This window comes from Arthrobacter bussei, from assembly GCF_009377195.2.
GTDB classification, from domain to species: Bacteria; Actinomycetota; Actinomycetes; order Actinomycetales; family Micrococcaceae; genus Arthrobacter_D; species Arthrobacter_D bussei.
Genome location: NZ_VJXX01000002.1, coordinates 32581 through 50197 on the forward strand (window position 1 = coordinate 32581; position 17617 = coordinate 50197).

17 protein-coding genes and 2 pseudogenes are annotated in these 17617 nt (G+C 62.5%); 11 read left to right on the forward strand and 8 right to left on the reverse strand.

What is annotated here, in order from left to right:
* The first annotated feature begins 5 nt into the window (after positions 1-5).
* Positions 6-650 (forward strand): dihydrofolate reductase family protein, encoded by a 645-nt coding sequence (locus FNH21_RS08405; RefSeq protein ID WP_152814309.1) that lies wholly within the window; start codon positions 6-8, stop codon positions 648-650.
* 663 nt (positions 651-1313) lie between these two features.
* Positions 1314-1808 carry a hypothetical protein gene (locus tag FNH21_RS08410; protein ID WP_152814312.1) on the forward strand — a complete coding sequence of 165 codons (495 nt, stop codon included), beginning with the start codon at positions 1314-1316 and terminating at the stop codon, positions 1806-1808.
* Positions 1809-2023: 215 nt separating this feature from the next.
* On the opposite strand, the pseudogene FNH21_RS17410 reads toward FNH21_RS08410, so the two are convergent.
* Positions 2024-3541: pseudogene (locus FNH21_RS17410) on the reverse strand (MFS transporter).
* Positions 3542-3782: 241 nt separating this feature from the next.
* Between FNH21_RS17410 and FNH21_RS08420 the strand changes: the two are divergent.
* Together FNH21_RS08420 and FNH21_RS17510 are read left to right on the forward strand one after the other, a co-directional pair.
* Positions 3783-4111: pseudogene (locus tag FNH21_RS08420) on the forward strand (DUF4396 domain-containing protein).
* 363 nt (positions 4112-4474) lie between these two features.
* Positions 4475-4606 carry a ribbon-helix-helix protein, CopG family gene (locus FNH21_RS17510; protein WP_422108766.1) on the forward strand — a complete coding sequence of 44 codons (132 nt, stop codon included), beginning with the start codon at positions 4475-4477 and terminating at the stop codon, positions 4604-4606.
* 263 nt (positions 4607-4869) lie between these two features.
* Here FNH21_RS17510 and FNH21_RS08430 read toward each other — a convergent pair whose 3' ends face one another.
* Positions 4870-5280, reverse strand: a complete 411-nt coding sequence (locus FNH21_RS08430) for a hypothetical protein (protein WP_152814316.1) — start codon at positions 5278-5280, stop codon at positions 4870-4872.
* 405 nt (positions 5281-5685) lie between these two features.
* Here FNH21_RS08430 and FNH21_RS08435 point away from each other — a divergent pair, with 405 nt between their 5' ends.
* The 3 genes from FNH21_RS08435 (at position 5686) to FNH21_RS08445 (ending at position 7100) form a co-directional block, all read left to right on the forward strand.
* Positions 5686-6123, forward strand: a complete 438-nt coding sequence (locus tag FNH21_RS08435) for a hypothetical protein (protein ID WP_152814318.1) — start codon at positions 5686-5688, stop codon at positions 6121-6123.
* A gap of 95 nt (positions 6124-6218) precedes the next feature.
* Entirely contained in the window at positions 6219-6566 is a 348-nt protein-coding gene (locus tag FNH21_RS08440) for a hypothetical protein (RefSeq protein WP_152814320.1), read from the forward strand.
* A gap of 351 nt (positions 6567-6917) precedes the next feature.
* Positions 6918-7100, forward strand: a complete 183-nt coding sequence (locus tag FNH21_RS08445; RefSeq protein WP_152814322.1) for a hypothetical protein — start codon at positions 6918-6920, stop codon at positions 7098-7100.
* Between the two features lie 216 nt (positions 7101-7316).
* Here FNH21_RS08445 and FNH21_RS08450 read toward each other — a convergent pair whose 3' ends face one another.
* The 5 genes from FNH21_RS08450 to FNH21_RS08470 form a co-directional block, all read right to left on the reverse strand.
* The gene (locus tag FNH21_RS08450) at positions 7317-7577 is read right to left on the reverse strand and encodes a hypothetical protein (RefSeq protein WP_152814324.1); all 261 of its coding nucleotides are present in this window, start codon (positions 7575-7577) and stop codon (positions 7317-7319) included.
* An 827-nt stretch (positions 7578-8404) separates the two neighbouring features.
* Positions 8405-8692: a DUF1905 domain-containing protein gene (locus tag FNH21_RS08455; protein WP_338403213.1), complete on the reverse strand. Its 288-nt coding sequence runs from the start codon at positions 8690-8692 to the stop codon at positions 8405-8407.
* Positions 8693-8917: 225 nt separating this feature from the next.
* Positions 8918-9958: a tryptophan--tRNA ligase gene (trpS, locus tag FNH21_RS08460; protein ID WP_152814328.1), complete on the reverse strand. Its 1041-nt coding sequence runs from the start codon at positions 9956-9958 to the stop codon at positions 8918-8920.
* A 157-nt stretch (positions 9959-10115) separates the two neighbouring features.
* The gene (locus FNH21_RS08465; RefSeq protein ID WP_152815024.1) at positions 10116-11291 is read right to left on the reverse strand and encodes an IS30 family transposase; all 1176 of its coding nucleotides are present in this window, start codon (positions 11289-11291) and stop codon (positions 10116-10118) included.
* Positions 11292-11689: 398 nt separating this feature from the next.
* Positions 11690-12118: a hypothetical protein gene (locus FNH21_RS08470; RefSeq protein ID WP_152814330.1), complete on the reverse strand. Its 429-nt coding sequence runs from the start codon at positions 12116-12118 to the stop codon at positions 11690-11692.
* A 736-nt stretch (positions 12119-12854) separates the two neighbouring features.
* Here FNH21_RS08470 and FNH21_RS08475 point away from each other — a divergent pair.
* From FNH21_RS08475 to FNH21_RS08485, 3 genes are all read left to right on the forward strand, one after another.
* Entirely contained in the window at positions 12855-14228 is a 1374-nt protein-coding gene (locus FNH21_RS08475; protein ID WP_152814332.1) for an MFS transporter, read from the forward strand.
* A gap of 204 nt (positions 14229-14432) precedes the next feature.
* On the forward strand, positions 14433-14771 hold the full coding sequence (locus tag FNH21_RS08480; RefSeq protein WP_152814334.1) for an ArsR/SmtB family transcription factor: 339 nt from the start codon (positions 14433-14435) through the stop codon (positions 14769-14771).
* Between the two features lie 140 nt (positions 14772-14911).
* The gene (locus FNH21_RS08485) at positions 14912-15529 is read left to right on the forward strand and encodes a DinB family protein (RefSeq protein ID WP_152814336.1); all 618 of its coding nucleotides are present in this window, start codon (positions 14912-14914) and stop codon (positions 15527-15529) included.
* Between the two features lie 129 nt (positions 15530-15658).
* On the opposite strand, the gene FNH21_RS08490 is transcribed toward FNH21_RS08485, so the two are convergent.
* Complete coding sequence (locus FNH21_RS08490) at positions 15659-16510, reverse strand: LysR family transcriptional regulator (RefSeq protein WP_152814338.1); 852 nt, start codon at positions 16508-16510, stop codon at positions 15659-15661.
* A gap of 86 nt (positions 16511-16596) precedes the next feature.
* On the opposite strand from FNH21_RS08490, the gene FNH21_RS08495 reads away from it, so the two are divergent.
* A complete protein-coding gene (locus tag FNH21_RS08495; RefSeq protein ID WP_152814340.1) occupies positions 16597-17487 on the forward strand; it encodes an EamA family transporter in 891 nt (296 codons plus the stop codon).
* The last annotated feature ends 130 nt before the right edge of the window (positions 17488-17617 follow it).

The following is a 17617-nucleotide window of genomic DNA, read 5'->3' on the forward strand; positions in this document are numbered from 1 at the left end:
CTGGCATGACCCGAGTTCGCCTCGACCTTTTCTCATCGCTTGATGGGTACACCGCCGCCGACCCTTCGACGGAGGAGCCGATGGGCCAGGATTGGGGACCGCTCACCGCAGCGTACGCGGCCACGCGCACAGTCCGGCGGAACGTTTTCGGAGACACCAGTGAGGAGGGAACGACCGGCGTCGACGAGTCGTACGCCGCGGCGTTCTTCACTGAGGTCGGCGCCGAGATCATGGGCGCGGGCATGTTCGGCCTGCACGCGCATCCCGATGACCCTCACTGGAAAGGGTGGTGGGGTGATAAGCCGCCGTTTGGCTGCCCGGTCTACGTACTCACCCATACCGCACCCCGCCCTTCGATCGAGATGGCCGGCGCAACGACGTTCCACTTCCGCAGCTGCACGATCCAGGAGGTACTCGGCGAGGCAACCACCGCAGCCAACGGCTCAGACATCCGCGTCGGGGGCGGGGTACGCACTGCGCGCGACTTCCTTCGCGCGGGCCTCGTCGATGACCTGCACGTTGGTATCGCACCGATCATCCTGGGCCGAGGCACCCGTCTGTGGGACGACCTTCGAGGCCTGGAACAGACACACCAAGTGAGGACCGAAGTCGCCGAGAGCGGCACGATCCACGTCACGTTCACCAGATAGACACGACGGGGTGCAAATCTCTATACATCTACAGATCTACAAACCAACATTTGTAGGGCGCCCATGCGCTTGTACAATTGCTCACGCGCCCCGCGAGATGGGGCTCACCCACAGGTGGATGGCTTTGAGCTCACCCTTCGGGCTCCACCCGCCCACAGGTGGATGACCCAATGCCAGCCTTCAACGCCTTCGAAAGCCTCATCGGCCGTGCCGGATCAACCAGATCGTGCTGTTCATGACCATGCTGGTAGGAGGCTGTGCACGCCTACCGCTCGCTCGAGGTGATCTTTCGAGTGTCGGTGAGGTGGTGGGTGTGTGCAGGCAGGCTCCTGGTTCCTGCTGTCCAGGTGTGTGCGGGACAAGCAGCGGAGCGTGGGGAGCTTGTGCCGTGCACAAGTGGTCAAGAGGCGCGCCAACTCCTTCACCCCTGTCGACCAGCCCCGACCGATTGAGCACCGGTGGGTTTTGCTAGACAGCTGATTCCTCAGAGGAAGTGAAGGACTTCTCGTACAGTGGCGTGAGGGGCGACGGAGGAGACACGAGGTTGGCATGACGTATCGGGAACGCTAGATCAGAGCGATCGCACGCACGCCCAAGAAGCTGTTCGGCAGGGGGCACGATTGGACGTATGCCCTTATGGACGGACCGGGTACGGAGCGTCGGATGGTGGGCACGCACGAGCTGTTGACCCAGCTGGTGGAGGACACGAGGTTCCCCGGCAACGACGCGTACAACGCCCTGAATCTGGCCCAGAAGGCGTTTCTCGCGGGTAATAGGAGCTGGGTCGGCTATCCGTCAGGGTCTGAGGTGGAAGACCCGCTGGCGACGAACCTGCACGCAGTGAGTCTCGACATGCTGGCCTTCGGCTCCCTGTTGAGGGTGCGGCGTCTTCCAGCTCTGGCGCAGCAGTACGAGGCGATGGCGCTGGATTTGCGGGCGGACCCCACCGAAGCTGACGTCGAGGCGGCGCGTGAATGGGTCGGACCAACTTTGCGGGGCGGAGCCGGGAGCCTCAACGACGCCTACGTGCAACATCACGGCAAGGTGGACGAGTACCTCGATGACTGGTTCGAGGCGATCAAGCTCAGGCTCTGGGACTTCTCCAGCGGCGGCAAACCATTCCACGACGATGCTCCTGAGCGTGACCGCAAGTCCTAGCTATCCGGTCCGATAATCTGGGAAAGACCCAGCTGTTGGTGAAAGCCGGTCAGCGGCCTCGAGGCGCCCTATCAATTCACCCAATCAGCGTCGGAAGCGTTGCGTATGGGTACACCCCGACGCAATGCGATCCGCGCACGGTCATCCGGGTGCGGGCTCCGCAATAACCTCATTCATTAGTGCCGAGGTCGATGGAGGCGCCTCGATCTCCGAGCTCAGTTGTAGCTGCGGTGCTGGTCGTCGATTTGTGGGCGGACGGTGATCAGCAGGGCGACGATGAGGGCTGCGGTGGCGAGGATGATTGCTCCGCTGCTTAGGGCGGTGGTGTAGCCGTCGACGATGGCTTGGCTGGTGGTTGTTACAGCTTCAGGATCGCTCGCACTTCGGGCGTCGTAGAGCGCTGCAAGGGCGTTGGGTAGCCGGTTCTCTGTGGTGGTGATGCTGATGGTGGATAGGGCGGCGATGCCTAGGGCGACGCCGATTTGCTGGGCTGCGTTGAGCAGCGCCGAGGCGATTCCGGAGTCCTCCGGCCGGACACCGGTGACGGCGGTGAGGGTCAAGGGGACGAAGCTCAAGCCGAAGCCGACGGCAACGGCGAAGATCCCGACCATGAGGTGCTGGACGTACCCGGAATCCGGGGTGATGGTCGACAGCCAGAGAATCGCTGCGGTGGAGATGAGGATCCCGGCGACGGCGACCGTGCGGGGAGCGAACCGGACGACGAGTTTCGAGGCGGTGCCGGCGGAGATGATGATGCCTGCGCCGAAGGGCAACCAGGCCAGGCCGGTGCGGATGGGGTCGTATTCGAGGATGTGCTGCATGTAGAGGGTCAGCAGATAGAAGGTGCCCATGGGGCCGAAGCTGACGAACAGCATGCCGAGCTAGGAACCGGTCCGATTGCGGTCGGCGAACAGGCGCAAGGGGAGCATCGGGTCGGCACTGCGGGATTCAATGATGACGAAGGCCGGTAGCAGAACGGCGGCCAGGGTGACTGCGATCAGTGTCAGTAGGTCGAACCAGCCTGCCTCGCCTCCGTGGATGATGGCGAAGACCAGGGCGGTGATCCCGCCGGTGCCGGTGAGGGCTCCGGGGAGGTCGAGTCGTCCGATGTGGCGGGGTGCGTCGACGAGGATGCGGGTTCCGGCGAGCAGGGCGAGGCCGATGGGGAGGTTAATGAAGAACACCCACCGCCAGCCGAGCGTGCCTTTAAGGACCCCTCCCAGCAGTAGTCCGACGGTCACGCCGAGACCGGACATCGCCCCGTACAGGGCTAGTGCCTTGTTCCGCGCTTCCCCGGCAGGGAAGGTCGTGGTGATCAGGGCCAGTGCGTTCGGCGCAGTCAGTGCCGCTCCGAGTCCCTGGACTGCGCGGGCGGCGACGAGTACTGGTCCGGCCGGTGCGAGGCCGGCCACTAGTGAGGACAGGGTGAACAGTCCGATGCCGATCTGTAGGATCCGACGCCGGCCGAAGAGGTCCCCGAGCCTTCCTCCGAACAGGAGCAGACCGCCGAACGCCAGGATGTAGGCGTTGATCACCCAGGGCAGGCTCGCGGGTGTGATGCCGAGTTCGTTCTGGATCGAGGGCAGGGCTATGTTCGCGATGGAATCATCCAGGACCAACATCAGCTGAGCACTGGCGACCACCAGTAACGCCAACCCCAGGCGCCTGCTATTCACTGCGGCCGGGGCACCGGACTTTGCGCCGGTCGCTGATGGATGGGGTTTCGCTGGCATGACAACTCCTGAGAGGAAAGAAACGCTCCTGACTTGATACCCCTAAGGGGTATTTGCTTTATTTTTTACCCCCTAGGGGTATACGAGTCAAAGGGTTCGTCGTCGGCGACGCTGGCGGTTACTCGAGGTCAGGATGGAGAAATCAATGAGTGGGACAGCACCAATGAGCGAACATCACGGAGGGTATGAAGGACATGCTGGGCATGGCGGGGGTGCTGGGACGTCATGGTCGATGGCAGCCATGGCGACACTGCACTGCCTGACGGGGTGCGCCATCGGCGAAGTGCTGGGCATGGTCATTGGCACCAGCCTTGGTCTGCATCATCTGGGCACGGTTGCCCTGGCGATGCGTTGGCGTTCGTCTTCGGATACGCGCTCACTATGCGCGGGGTCCTGCGGGCCGGTGTGAGTTGGCGCAGCGCGGTGAAGGTCGCCCTCGCAGCCGACACCATTTCGATCGCGGTGATGGAGATCACAGACAACACCGCGATGCTGACTATCCCAGGCGCAATGGACGCCGGCGTTGCGTCCATCCTGTTCTGGCCGCCCTCGCGGCGTCCCTGGCACTAGCCTTCCTCATCACAACGCCGGTGAACCGGTGGCTCATCAGCCGAGGCAAAGGTCACGCCGTAGTTCACCAATACCATCACTGATGGTTGATACAGGCCTCACTCGGACGTAGAGCATGTTGCGTTGGGGTATACCCCAACGCAACAGCGCATCGGCCCTGAAAAAGCGTTGCTTCAGGGTCCATTCGTGGCTTTCGCATCAGGAGTGATCAACGGTCTAGACATGACGCAACGCTTGTGTGTGGGTCGTGGGGGAGTGCTTCGTTGTCAGTGGCCGCTTGTACACCTTGTTTACCAATGACAAGGGGAGGCCTACGTGGCTACTAGCAAGCAGCACCCGCATCCGTCCGGACAGGTCGTCTCCGTGCGACTTCCACCAGACATCATCAAACGGATCGAAGCTCTGGCCGAGCACACAGGCCGCAGCCGCGGCCTCTATATCCGTCTCGCACTAACTGCGTTCCTGCTGCAGCTCGAAAAGGATCACTGGAATTAAAAGACCGCCCGTTACGAGCAGCACGGGTTCGATCGGGACTTTCAAGAGCTCATGATGCGCCACATGGAACGACTACGAGGGTGACTTCCCAGTCCGCTAACCAGCCCCAGCCACCTGCTCGGTCAAGGATCCCTAAGCGGGAATACTGGTTGCGGTCACGGATCGTCGTGCCGCCTCATGTGTTCCTGTGCGCTAGCTAGCGTGGATCCTCCGGTACTTCTGTCTTGACTCGATGGCCGCAACGGCAGCAGGGTCTGAGTCTGTCACCAGTAGGTTTTCTCCGAGGGTGCTGGCAGCCCGGCTGCCTTGCGGGCCCTATCGGCCCGGTATTCCTGACGCATGTAGTGCTGCGCGACCCATATTAGGAAGACGCTCAGCAGGAACGGTAACCAGCTTGCCCCTAGTGATCCTGTATCACGGAACGTTAGGACGGTCAGCACCACAGCGAATCCGAATATCACGAAGGAGAAGGCGAAATACACCGTCCAATCCACCTTCCCGCTTAAGTTTGGACCGAGGCCGCCCCTGCCAGGGCCGTACTGCTCAGGCGTGTAGAGATAGGGCTCTTCGTCCTCCCCGATGGAAAGGATCAGATTCTCCCCATTTATCGTGCGTCGCTGGTGTTCCTCCTCCATCTGAAGCTTGCGTTGGTGCCGTGCTGCGTCATAGGTCACGCTTTTCTCCTGACATTTCTGAGTTCGTCCGCGTTTTTTACCTGCGCGACTGAAATTCGACGACGATCATAGGCCCCGGCATAGCCGTCATAGTGCTCGGCGGGACCGGCTAAACCAGCGCTAGGGCGGGACCGGCGGGAGCGCGGGAGCGGCGGAGGAGCCGGCACTTCCAGTGGTCGTTGTGGTGCTTGAATAGGAATACCACTGAACCAGTCGTTCTTGTCGGAGCAGGTCTGTGCCGCAACCGCGAGAATCCTGCACGCATCGCGCAATGACCCACCAGGTGGCTTCTGTTTGAAGCCATGTCGTGGGTGACGGCGGTGACAGTGCATCAGAGCAGGTAGACCCGGGTCTATTGGTGTCGGTCACCTGCCCGGTTAGTAGAACCACCACCTGAAAGGTCTCATGCGCACCGTCACCAAACTGACATCCCTGTTGCTCGTCCTGCTTATGCTCACCTCGTGTCGCTCCAGCGAAAGTGAGGAGGAAATCACCAGCAGATACGTGGACACTCTTTCCTTAGTGGAAGGGGTCGCCGAGGTCGAGACGGAATGGCGGAAGGGTGGCGGCGTGGCGGGCACTTTCATGGACGTCAGGCTTCGTACGACGACCGACGATCCTGTTGAGCTGGAGGCGATCCAGTACCGTGCCTGGGAGGAAATCATGCCGACAATTGATCTCCAGTCATTGGTGCGCCTGGATTGGCGGGTGGTAAGTGCTGATGGCAGTCTCGTCGCCACACCCACCGAGTTGGGGTTCCAGTCCGACACCACCAACGAAGGCATTTTTAAACGTCAGTGGGAAGACGAGGGGTTGAGGGAGCAGTACCAAGGCCCGAAGTGAGCGCCTGGAGCAGTACCTCCGGCGCAAGCTGGTAGATACTTTCCTCATGCTGAGTCGAGCGGCGATCAGCGTCTAATCCATCGGGGGAGACAGTAGTGAGTGAAGCAGTGGAGATTCTGATTGCGATACTCGTAGTCGTACTGACCTGCGTACTGTTCTGGTGGTTCTGGCGGTGGGAGCTCTACGTGCGACAGCCACGCCGGGACACCCCGAAGGTGAGCGCCGTGGTGAGTCATATCGAGCAGCACGGGGTGAGGATCCGGCCGGGAGAGAAGCTGAAGCCTCACAGCCAGAGGTGGACCCTTCTCGACACCGCAGCGAAGAACCCGCAGCGGTACGGTATGAACCCGCAGCGCCTGCACCGGGCGCGGGCGCAGTATGACCCCTGGATGGAAGACATCAACAAGGACATCGGAAAGAGGTCCTGGTGGATGAGCATCTAAGCCTCGCCCACCACGACTGAAGCGACACCAACAGTCAAAGGATGCGGGTGGGCGGCAGCGCCGGTATTTGTTCTCGCCGTCCGATCCTTCTACACCTGACGGCGGGCGACCCGAGGCATCCAGCGCCCCCGCAACCGCATCCGTATTCTCCACTATGACCACCATCGATCCTGACGCCGCACACGAGCCCAGCGTTCTCTAGGACAACGGAACATTTGCTGCACAGCATCTGGCAGCACCACTAGTCATGCGAAGGTAAGAATCATGAGTGCATCCGATAAGTACCAGGACCAAAGCGCTTCCCGTCATCACGGAGCCGCAGTCCGGCGGTCCCGCCTGCGGAGCCGGCTGATGAATCCCTTGTTCTGGCTGCTCATGTGGCCGCTGTTCTTCGCAGCACTCAAAGGCTTCACCGAGTTACCAGCTATTTGGGTCGCCATCATCGCAGCCATCCTGGCCACGACCGTGGTGTTCCTGACTGCTTATCTCAAGCGCAGACCGAACCTCGGGGACGTCGACGTCACCGGTCTCTGACATACCCAGGCGCCTCGCGGCGAAGAGCAGCACCTAGAAAAGGCATTGAGGTGATGGGATGTAGATGTGACCTACTTGATGTGTTGATGACAACTCCCACAGGGTAGCCGTCGTGCAGGCTTCGGTTGATCCGTGATGTTCGTCCCCGTGTCACGCATGTACTCGCAGTGATGCCGGATGAGGGCCAAGCTCGGAAGCGAAGATCCCCTGTCGCAGTCACAGGGGCCCGAACGGTAAGCCACCAGGTGTGCGGCCGACGGCAATCTTCTCGAGCTCGTGCCGGATGTCCGGTCGGGAGGCGATGTGACGCCGGTAGAGGACGCTGCCGCGCTCGAAATGCCAGCCGGGGATCACCACGATGGCGGCCGTCAACGCGAGGATCACCATCAACCCGATCATGGCCGCGGAAACTCCCGGTGCGCCGGTGGAGATCGCCAGATACGTTACGGCAGCCGAATATGCGGCGCCGACAACCACAACGACAGCCCAGCCGCGCTTCGCCGTCGACGGTGCGCGCCCCGTGTGAAGTTTGGCGTACTGCGGTACCGGGTCTGATCGGTGTCTCAAGTGCACTGCCGCGCCGGTCGTTCCTAACGCCGCGGCGAGGATCAGCAGGTATACGCCGGAGTGAAATGAGAAGCGAGAACCAACACTCCGAGAGCACCCATGATTCCTGCGGAAGCATAGAGAGAGAGGAAGGCCGATCGCCTCAATGAATGGTTTAGCGCGATGCTGCGCAGAACAGTCCGCGACCGCGGATCGCTCGTGGTGGCGTCCTGATCAAGCCAGTGATCCACCTGAGGTGTTTCTGTCGGGGCGCTGCCAGTCTCACTCATCAGCGCTCATCTGGTTAGTCATGCGATCGAGTCTAGGCACCTCCACATCGGTGCCCATAAGCCGATCCGTCTGCGTGACGGCTGAATAAAGGGGCTGGATAGACTCGAGAGCATGACAATGATGTCTCCGTCACTGCTCGCTGATGGCTGAAGAGTATGTCGCTCTGACCATCCTGCTCCTCACCCTGGTGTTCCTGCCCGTTGCCGTCATCGAAATGATCGTGGCCCTGACCGCACAAGTCCTTATTGGTGGATAGACAGGACCTCTGATTGCGTTCGCGGCGCTCATCACGCAGAACGTGGTCCTCTTCCGCTCAACCGCGCTAGCTATTGCCGCCGCATGCACGGCCACCGAGTAGGACCGAGAGCAGCGAACGCGGAACGGCCCATATCATCTCCATCAGTAATTGCGGGTCCGCTGGTCGGTATCGGGCTAGCTGAGCGCCCAATCATGCGGACGATGTGCGGTCAGGTGCGGCGTCCAGTCAGGTGCACGGTAACGGTGTCGCCGAGTTCTTTGCCGAGCTTCTTCCGTAGTTTGGCGCTGATCGAGAGCATGTGCCCCCCGATACCGGTGGGCATGAGACCTGCTGTGAGCGGTTCACCATCGACGGTAGCGACGACCTTGATCGACTTTCCGGTTCCGAATAGGTCAACCGAGTCTGGCACTTCCACGCATGACCAAAGGTCACCTTTCACAGTGACTCCGATCAGCGCGCAGAAGGCAACATCAAGTGGGCCGAGGCTCGTACTCACGGGGTTCTCCTCATCCTCGTTGGTGGCGCAGTCCATCTGAGGGGATCGGGACGACGCCCTCGAGCGGGACCATCACTACTCGTCCGGATGTGTTCGACGCCCGGGTCCAGAGTGGCAAATACGAAGGCGGTCTCAACCAGTCAACGCACCGCGGAGTAAACGAGTTTAGATCGTCGTGTTCGTGCTGTCTGTCGAGCGGCTTTTTGGAATGCTCGAACCGGGCGCCTAGTAGGTGGTTCCCATCACCGTTCTGACTTCGTTCAGTGTTTCTTCTGCGATCTGGTTGGCTCGGTCATTACCCCGTTGCAGGGCGGAACGTGCGACTTGTTCGTCCTGAGCTAGTTCACGCCGGCGGTTGCGGTGCTCGCGTAGGAAGTCATTGATGGCATCTGTGGCTACTTGCTTCAATCGGCCGCTTCCAGCGCCACCAATGTCTTCGGCCAAATCCTCAGGTTGCACTCCCAAGCAGAGGGATGCGGTCGACAGGAGCGCCGACACCCCAGGTCTACCCTCCGGGTCAAAGGTGATGTGTCGGTCCGAATCGGTCCGGGCGCCGCGGATGGTCGAAGCAGTTTCGTCCTCGGTCATGGAAAGGGAGATCGCGTTGCCGTAGCTCTTGGACATTTTTCGCCCATCAATACCCGGGAGCTCAGGGGTTTCAGTGATGAGCGCTTCAGGCTCAGGGAAGACATGTCCGTAGCGTTCGTTGAAGCGGCGCGCGATCACTCGTGTCATCTCCACGTGCGGCAGGTTGTCCTTCCCCACGGGTACCAGATTGCCTTTGCAGAATAAGATGTCGGCAGCTTGATGCACTGGGTAGGTCAGTAGGAGACCGCTTAGTGCGCGCCCCGACGCCGCCAGTTCCGCCTTCACTGTTGGATTTCGGTGCAGCTCGGCCTCGCTGACGAGGCTGAGGAACGGTAGTAATAGCTGGTTGAGGGCAGGCACGGATGAATGCGTAAAGATCGTCGTTTCCTCCGGGTCCAGCCCTGCCGCAAGATAGTCGAGTACGGCGCTATACACGTTTCCCCGGGCATTAGCTGTGGTGTCCCTATCAGTGATGATTTGGTAGTCAGCCAGAACCAGGAACGTCTCAACCCCGGCACGCTGCAGGCGAACCCGCTCGGTGATCGTTCCAAAGTAGTGCCCTAGATGAAGGGGACCGGTGGGCCTCTCACCTGTGAGGACGCGGAACTTTTCCGGGTTCGCTGCGACTTGAACTGCCACGTCGGATGATCTGGACGTCGTTGCTGTGAAGGAATCCATGCTTCGCTCCTGAATAGGGAGCTGCACAGAAGTTCCGCAAAATGTCACGGGCCGCCATGCAGCCCGTGAACATACTTCAACCGGCCGCTAGTGCAGCCACCACCACATGCCCTGGTTGAAGTTCATGATGCATAGCCTAGCCTCCCATGACAGCTCTTCAAGGACGGGAAGCCTGCGGATCTCTTCGAGCTACCACCTGAAACTCATGCGCTGATGTGCCCCAGTCGAGAACTTTCCGCGGGCGTGTGTTGATCTTGTCGGCCATCTCATCAAGGTCCTGCTGGCTGAACTGGCGCAAGTCCCCGTTCTTCGGCAGATATTGGCGCAACAACCGGTTTGTGTTCTCGTTAGTTCCGCGCTGCCAGGGGCTGCGCTTATCGCAGAAGTAGACTGGCAGGTTCAGCTCCGCGGTCAGCTCCTGATGCTCGGCCAACTCTCTACCGCGATCCCAGGTCAACGAGAGCCGTTGGCCCTCGGGCAGGGCGCGGAAGCTCGAGGTCAATGCGGCCCGAACAACATTGGCTTTGATCCCGTTTGGTAGGCGTACCAGGCGCACGTACCGGGTTTTCCGGTCCACCAAAGTCGCCACGGCCGAGGGGCGAGACCCCATCACCAAGTCTCCTTCCCAATGGCCTACTTCGGTCCGCTCCTCAATGCTGGCTGGACGGGCGTGGATGGACACCATGTTCTTCAACCGTCCGCGGTTACTGACCCTCGCCGGCCGCGGAACCCGCATCGTGCGTCCCGAGCGCAAATGCTGGGACGGGCGGCCCAAACACCGAGCGAGGGCCTTGCGCTCAGCGATATAGATCGACCGGTAGATCGCCTCGTGGGACAACCGCATCGTCGCGTCCTCCGGGTACGTGCGGCGTAACCACTGGGAAATCTGCTCCGGCGACCAGTCCTGGCCCAACTTGAACGCCACCACAATCAGCAGCATCAGATTCGTATCCAAACGTTGCGGCTTTGGCCGCTTCGCGTGGAGCATGGCACGTTGATCGGCCGTCACCGCCCGGTACTGCTCACGCCCACCATTACGGTGGATCTCCCGCGACACAGTCGAAGAAGCCCGGCCCAGAACCGTAGCGATAACAGCCGCTGAATAACCCGCAGCAATGCCCCGGGAGATTTCCTCCCGGTCCGCAGCCGAGAGATGCCGCTCGTTGCGCTTTGATGCCGGCAAACGGATACCACCGGACTGCAGCAAGAACCTCCGCACCTTCTGGTGCGTCGTCCCCACATCCATAGCGATCGTCCGCAACGAATCGCGTTGCCGCCACTGCACCCAAAGCTGGTCCTGTTGCTCAGCCGTGAACCCAAAATCACGCACCATCTCACTCACTCGCCCATCATCAGTCATGAGCGGTGCGTTGACTGGTTGAGACCGCCAACGTATTCGCTACACGCAGCTGCGACACCGCGAAACAGCACGTAGAAGCTCCTTTCGCATAGTAATACTCAGTGCTAGAATGTACGTTTCACTTCTGACCGCCAAGAACGGGTTCCGCTACAAGCGGCAGCTCACCCACAGTGGACGGCTTTGAGCTCCATCCTTCGGGCTCCACCCGCCCACAGGTGCATGACCAACACCACGCCCACGGCTGAGCCCAACCCTCGTGGCTCTATTGCCACTATTAGTCCTATGAGCCCTAAGTCGGACCAGCTCCTGCTCCTGCTGTACGCAACCACCAGGAAGCCCAGCCCAGATGCATGCCGTCGGAGCCTCACCCGCTACGCGGCCTTTGTCTCGGCGGCAACCTGCTCTGCGACGTCGTCGGCTGTCGCCGCTAGCGCCGGCTCGGTACGCCCAGCCTCAGCTGGCGAGCTGGTGCCGGCCCCGTCCAGGGCTCGCTTCATCTGGGCGGTGCTGAGTCCTAGGCGGGCGGCAACCGCTGCGCGTCTCTCTCCGGTGTCAAGCATCTGCTGCACCTTCGCGCCGGCCTCTTTCGCGGCCGCCTCGGCGTCCTGCTCGGCTTTCGCCAGGATCGCATCGGCCCGCTCCTGCGCCTCGGCGCGGATCTGCTCGGCCTGCTGCTCCTGCTCGAAGAACTCCGCCGCCAGGTCAATCAAGCGCTCGTGCCCCTCGGTCAGCTCCTGGGCTTTCGCCCTCGCCTTCTCCCGTGCCGCTACCTGCTGCGCTGACTTTCTCTGTGCTGCCATGATGACTCGTCCCCTTCACTCATCCTGCGTTCCATACGCGCCCCGGCCGCGACTTGCGAACCGACGCACTTTCCCTGCCAAACCTAACGGGTGGCGGCCGCCCACCACGGGCCGACCTCGACCGATCACAGACCTGGTCACGCATGACGAGTGCGATTCCCGTATGCCCCGCTCGAGAAAACGCCCGGTGATGGTGCCTTAAACGGGACACCCTCTGGACACCTTGCGTGCTGCCTTGCCCCGATGTGACAGGTCGATCGTTCGAGCTCTAGCTGGTACTGCAGCAGCCCAGGTCAGCTGTATGGACCAGAAGTGCCGTGCGCGAGAGGGCGGTCCGCGTCGATCGAGACGCGTTCTGACACTGGTCGCAGAGCGGTGCGATAGAACACACTCAACGAAACCGCGCGACATCGCTGGAATCGCGTTGCTTCATCGCCCGTTCGCGTTGTCGAAATCGTTGCGCTCGGGGCTCGGAGACCGTGCGACCGGAGTAGCAGGCGGACGGCAGGCCGGGGGGGTACAAGGGGTAGAAGGACCGAATCTCATCCAGCGATGCAGGACCTGTGCAACACCCCCCTGTAGGGCATCCTGTCTCGACTCGTGTGCGAGCGATAGGCGACATCCTCCATACTCCTCGGTTGGACTGTCTGACCCGCACGTCAAGCGCATGTACATCAGTGCGTAATCATGCACGTATCATTACAGGACTTGGTCCTGCTGGAGATAGGTCCCTCGGATGCTTTCTGTTCTGCGCCGCCCGGCGTACCGCAACCTCTTCACCGCTCAGGTGGTCGCCCTACTGGGCACTGGTTTATTGACGGTCGCCCTGGGCCTGCTCGCGTTCGATCTGGCCGGTGGACAGGCTGGTGCGGTCCTGGGAACGGCGTTGACGATCAAGATGATCGCCTACGTCTTCGTGGCCCCCGTGATGGCGGCACTGGTCGAGCGCTTGCCGCGGAAGGGTGTCCTGGTCGGCGCGGATCTGGTGCGGGCGGCGATCGCGCTGAGTCTGCCCTTCATCGATCAGGTCTGGCAGATCTACGTGCTCGTGTTCATCCTGCAGTCCGCCTCGGCGACGTTCACGCCCGCGTTCCAGGCCCTGATTCCCGTCGTCCTGCCCGGGGAGAAGGAGTACACCAAGGCACTGTCCCTGTCCCGGCTCGCCTATGACCTGGAGTCCCTGGTGAGCCCTCTGCTGGCCGCTGCTCTTCTGGCGGTGATGAGTTTCCACAACCTGTTCGTCGGGACGATGATCGGATTCCTCGTCTCCGCGGCCATGGTCCTGGCGACCCGGCTGCCGGCCATCCCGGCGTCGCACTCTCAGGGCTCGTTGCTGCACCGCACCACGCTCGGCACCCGGATCTTCCTCCGGGAGCCTTCCCTGCGTGGCCTGATGGCACTGAACCTGGTGGTCGCCACCGCAACGGCTCTGGTGCTGGTCAACACGGTCGTTTTTGCCAGAGACCTGTTCGGTGGTTCCAACACCGACGTTGCAATCGCTTTGGCCTTCTACGGGGTCGGCTCGATGATGGTGGCCTTCCTCGCACCTCGGGTCCTGGAACGGACCCCGGGCCGCACCTTCATGCTGACGGGTGGGTGGATCCTGATTGCGGGCCTGATCGCCGCGGCCTTCCTCGCGTCCACGGAACAGAGCAGCATCCACCTCACAGACAACTCGTGGGCGATCTTCCTAGGGCTGTGGGTGCTGCTGGGCATCGGTACGTCAATGATCAGCACACCATCCTCCCGTCTGCTGCGCCGGGTCGCGACCGACGACACCCGCAGTTACCTCTTCACCGCCCAGTTCTCGCTCTCCCACGCCTGCTTCCTCCTCGCCTACCCCCTCGCCGGATGGGTCGGCGCCGCCGCAGGGCAGGAGACCGTGGCGCTGGTCCTGGCGGCGTGTGCTCTCATCGCGACGATCGCCGCAGTGGTCCTCTGGCCCGCCACCGGCCCTGACGGACCACAGGAGAGGGTCGGGCCACGTGCACGGATCGGTTCGACGCTGCCCGTAGCGGAGGCTGAGGGAGAAGGATCTGTCGAGGCGGCGCACGGCGGATCAGCTGACGAGGCGAAGCCGGCGCGGCGCAGTACCGAGCGCGGGCAGTAAGGGCAGGGGAGGGCGGTAACGTGGGGACGTACCTGCGGGACGAACACCGGCGTTCGGGACGATCCACCGGCATCAACAGGGCGATCAGGGGGCCAGGAGCATCATGGGCGACGTACAGGCCGACCGGTCGAGGGCATCCACGACCACTTCCGGATGTCCGCGGGTGAGGACGTCCCGCCTGAGGACGTCACGGGGGTGCGCCCCATGATTCCGAGTCTGGTGCACTCGGTCCACCCTGACGCGGATCGCCTGGCCGCAGGAGCGGCGACCTTTCAGATGCTCGCGGACCCCACCAGGCTGCACATCCTCTGGATCCTGACGCAGGGCCCGGCCGACGTCGGGACCCTCGTCGCCGGAACCGGAGCGAACCGCACCGCGGTCAGTCAGCACCTGGCCAAACTCCGCCTCTCAGGGCTGGTCTCCACCCGCAAACAAGCTCGCAACGTCATCTACAGCATCATCGACGGGCACCTCACCCGCCTCATCCTCGAGGGCATGAACCACGCCGACCACCGCGTCACCGGTGAACCCGTCCACGAATAGACGCCGACCGGTTCTCGATCAGTGGTGGATCGCCCGTCAGCACCGCAGAGGCGACCGCCACGAAGCCTGCGCTGCGCTGGCCCTCGCCCGTGATGCGACCCGCCGACACGGCCGCGACTGGTGAGTCTAGGCTGTGCATCATGATGATCAATCGGCGCCTTCAGCCACTGCTCGAGCAGTACGACTGGGCGACGGAACGACTCATCACTCGTCTGACCGGGCCGACCAGCAACTCGGGTGACGACCAGGACGTCGACGTCCCGGTACTGACGGACGCCGAATACCAGTGGGAACCGGTCGGCGGGTGCTGGTCGGTAAGGCGGCGTTCCGACGGTCCCGGGCGCGGCGCTGTGAAGCTGATCGGCGCAGGGGAGTGGGGGCGGGACGGGGCCCCCGACAGTCCGTGGCCTCCGCCTCTCACAACGATCGCCTGGCGGCTCGATCACCTGTCCGAGACGCTCATGGGCCGCTCCAGTCATCTGGGCGGTGATCGCACCTTCACTCGAGCTACCTACGAATCTCCCGCCGATGCAGCCGGCGCCATTGCACAGATCCGGCAAGCGGCGGCCGACTGGCGCCGGTCGATACTCCAGGTCGACGAGTCCGACTACGACCGGACCGGACTCAGCAGCTACCCGTACGGCAGCGATGCCGAGGAGACGTTTCCGTCGATCGTCTGGTGGATGAACCAGGAGATCCTGCACCACGGTGCCGAGATCGCGCTCCTCCGCGATCTCTACGTTCACCGCGCGCGTTGAGGACGGGCGCGAACTCGGACAGGTCGGGTGATGAACGTGCCCCGTGCGCGGCCGTAGCTGCAAACGACCCGCAGAGCCTGCTCCTCGCCGTCATATCCGGAATCCACGCAGGCCACATCTCCGTTGGACTCAACGGTAGAGCCCCGCGAGGAGCACGATGATGTCCTGCAGGATGGCGGGCGGGTCGGTTCGGGTCCAGGCGGCGTAGACGGGTACGGGTGCTGCATCGCGGATAGGTCGGTAGGTGAGCCCTTGGCGGCGGTACTGGTGTGCTGTCGATTGTGCGGTTACTCCACGGGCTTTGCCGCTGCTGATGACGGTGAGCCAGTCATCGACATCGGTGGTGGGGATGGTGTTGCGTGGTTGGCCGGCGTCGGGCCAGAGGTCGAGCTGGGTGCTTCCGGTCCGGTGATCGATCGCCAGCGGAGCTGCAGCTACGTGAGCGAGTGTCACTGTACGTCTGGCCGCCAGGGGGTCCCCGACGGCCATTGCGCAATAGCGTTTCTCGGTACCGATCAGGACCAGGTCGAGGTTTGCCACATCCGGTAGCCGACGCAGGATCACCACGTCACTCGTCCCCTCGGCCAGTCCTGCTGTGGGTGTGTTGATCCGGGTCAGTCGCAGCTCGTGGTGGGGGAGGGCTTCGGCCCATCGGCGTTGAAACTCGGGGGTGTACCTGCCCAGGGCGGACCATGCGTAGCCGACCCGGAGGGTGCTCACGCCGGCAAGAGCTTCCTGGCGCAGATCTCCGACGACAGCCAGGGCTCGGCGGGCATGCCGAAGCACCCTTTCACCGTCCGGAGTGAGGGACACGGTCCGGGTCGTGCGGTGCAGGAGCCGGATCAGGAGGATGGACTCGAGCGCAGCGACATTGCGGGAGACAGCGGTCTGCGAGATACCGAGCTCGATTCCGGCGTCGGTGAAAGTGCCCGTATCGATGACGCTGACGAAGGATCGAAGATGACGCAGTTCGATGTCCATCCCCGAATCCTACTCATGCCTGAAACGCATCAATGCGGTGATTCATGCATTGTGAGCAGGCCATGGCGGGCTTGCACACTTCCAGCATGACAAAGCTGAAGCACGCGGCGGGCGACCGCGCAACCGGTCTGGTAACTGCTCTGGGCGGTGCGCTCTCGAATCAGTTCGGGGCAGCCAGTGGGTCTCTGGCTTTCCCGGTCATCGGGCCGCTCGGTGTCGTTGCCGTCCGCCAGATCGTCGCCGCCGTGATCCTGCTGCCCCTCGTCAGACCCCGGGTGCTCGACCTCACCCGGGCTCAATGGTGGCCGGTCCTACTCCTGGCGCTGGTGTTCGGGACGATGAACCTCACCTTGTACCTGGCCATCGATCGCATCGGCCTCGGACTGGCTGTGACCCTCGAATTCTGCGGACCCCTCGCGGTCGCTCTGCTCACCTCCCGGACCAGGAGCAGTGTGATCTGCGCTGTCATCGCAGGAGCCGGCGTCACCGCGATCACCCGGCCCCAACCCACCACCGACTATGCAGGCATCGGGCTCGCCCTCATCGCTGCGTGTAGCTGGGCCGCTTACATCCTGCTCAACCGGACCATCGGCTCTCGTATCTCGGGAGCACAGGGCACGGCCACAGCGACGGGAGTCTCCGCCGCTCTCTTCCTGCCCGTCGGCGTCTGGATCCTTCTCACCAGCCGTCCGGACGCATTCACCCTGCTTTGCGCCATCGGTGCCGGCGTCCTCGCCTCGGCGGTTCCATTCTTGGCCGACCTGGTTGCCCTGCGGAGGATCCCCACGAACGTGTTCGGCATCCTGATGAGCATCAACCCGGTGCTGGCCGCACTCATCGGAGCGGTACTCCTCGACGAGCACCTGGGAACTGTCGAATCGATCGGGATAGTTCTCATCGTGACCGCGAACACGGCCGCTCTGCGCCTATCCGCCCGCACGACACGATCAGCAACGGCGGGAGCCGCCGAAGGCTGATCAGCAGCAACTTCGACCCACCTGCGCACGACCCCTACCTGAGCCTGAGTTCCTCGGCCTCGATGGGAGCGGGCCGAGGTCCCCGGTCGAAGCGCCGTGTCAGGGCGGTGTTCTACGCTTCGTAGTGGAT

Excerpts from the sequence above, each read along its gene's own strand:
- FNH21_RS08405 (WP_152814309.1), top strand. The coding sequence starts at position 6 with ATGACCCGAGTTCGCCTCGACCTTTTCTCATCGCTTGATGGGTACACC.
- FNH21_RS08410 (WP_152814312.1), top strand. The coding sequence starts at position 1,314 with ATGGTGGGCACGCACGAGCTGTTGACCCAGCTGGTGGAGGACACGAGG.
- FNH21_RS08435 (WP_152814318.1), top strand. The coding sequence starts at position 5,686 with ATGCGCACCGTCACCAAACTGACATCCCTGTTGCTCGTCCTGCTTATG.
- FNH21_RS08445 (WP_152814322.1), top strand. The coding sequence starts at position 6,918 with ATGAATCCCTTGTTCTGGCTGCTCATGTGGCCGCTGTTCTTCGCAGCA.
- trpS (WP_152814328.1), bottom strand. The coding sequence starts at position 9,958 with ATGGATTCCTTCACAGCAACGACGTCCAGATCATCCGACGTGGCAGTT.
- FNH21_RS08465 (WP_152815024.1), bottom strand. The coding sequence starts at position 11,291 with ATGGTGCGTGATTTTGGGTTCACGGCTGAGCAACAGGACCAGCTTTGG.
- FNH21_RS08470 (WP_152814330.1), bottom strand. The coding sequence starts at position 12,118 with ATGGCAGCACAGAGAAAGTCAGCGCAGCAGGTAGCGGCACGGGAGAAG.
- FNH21_RS08475 (WP_152814332.1), top strand. The coding sequence starts at position 12,855 with ATGCTTTCTGTTCTGCGCCGCCCGGCGTACCGCAACCTCTTCACCGCT.
- FNH21_RS08480 (WP_152814334.1), top strand. The coding sequence starts at position 14,433 with ATGATTCCGAGTCTGGTGCACTCGGTCCACCCTGACGCGGATCGCCTG.
- FNH21_RS08485 (WP_152814336.1), top strand. The coding sequence starts at position 14,912 with ATGATGATCAATCGGCGCCTTCAGCCACTGCTCGAGCAGTACGACTGG.
- FNH21_RS08490 (WP_152814338.1), bottom strand. The coding sequence starts at position 16,510 with ATGGACATCGAACTGCGTCATCTTCGATCCTTCGTCAGCGTCATCGAT.
- FNH21_RS08495 (WP_152814340.1), top strand. The coding sequence starts at position 16,597 with ATGACAAAGCTGAAGCACGCGGCGGGCGACCGCGCAACCGGTCTGGTA.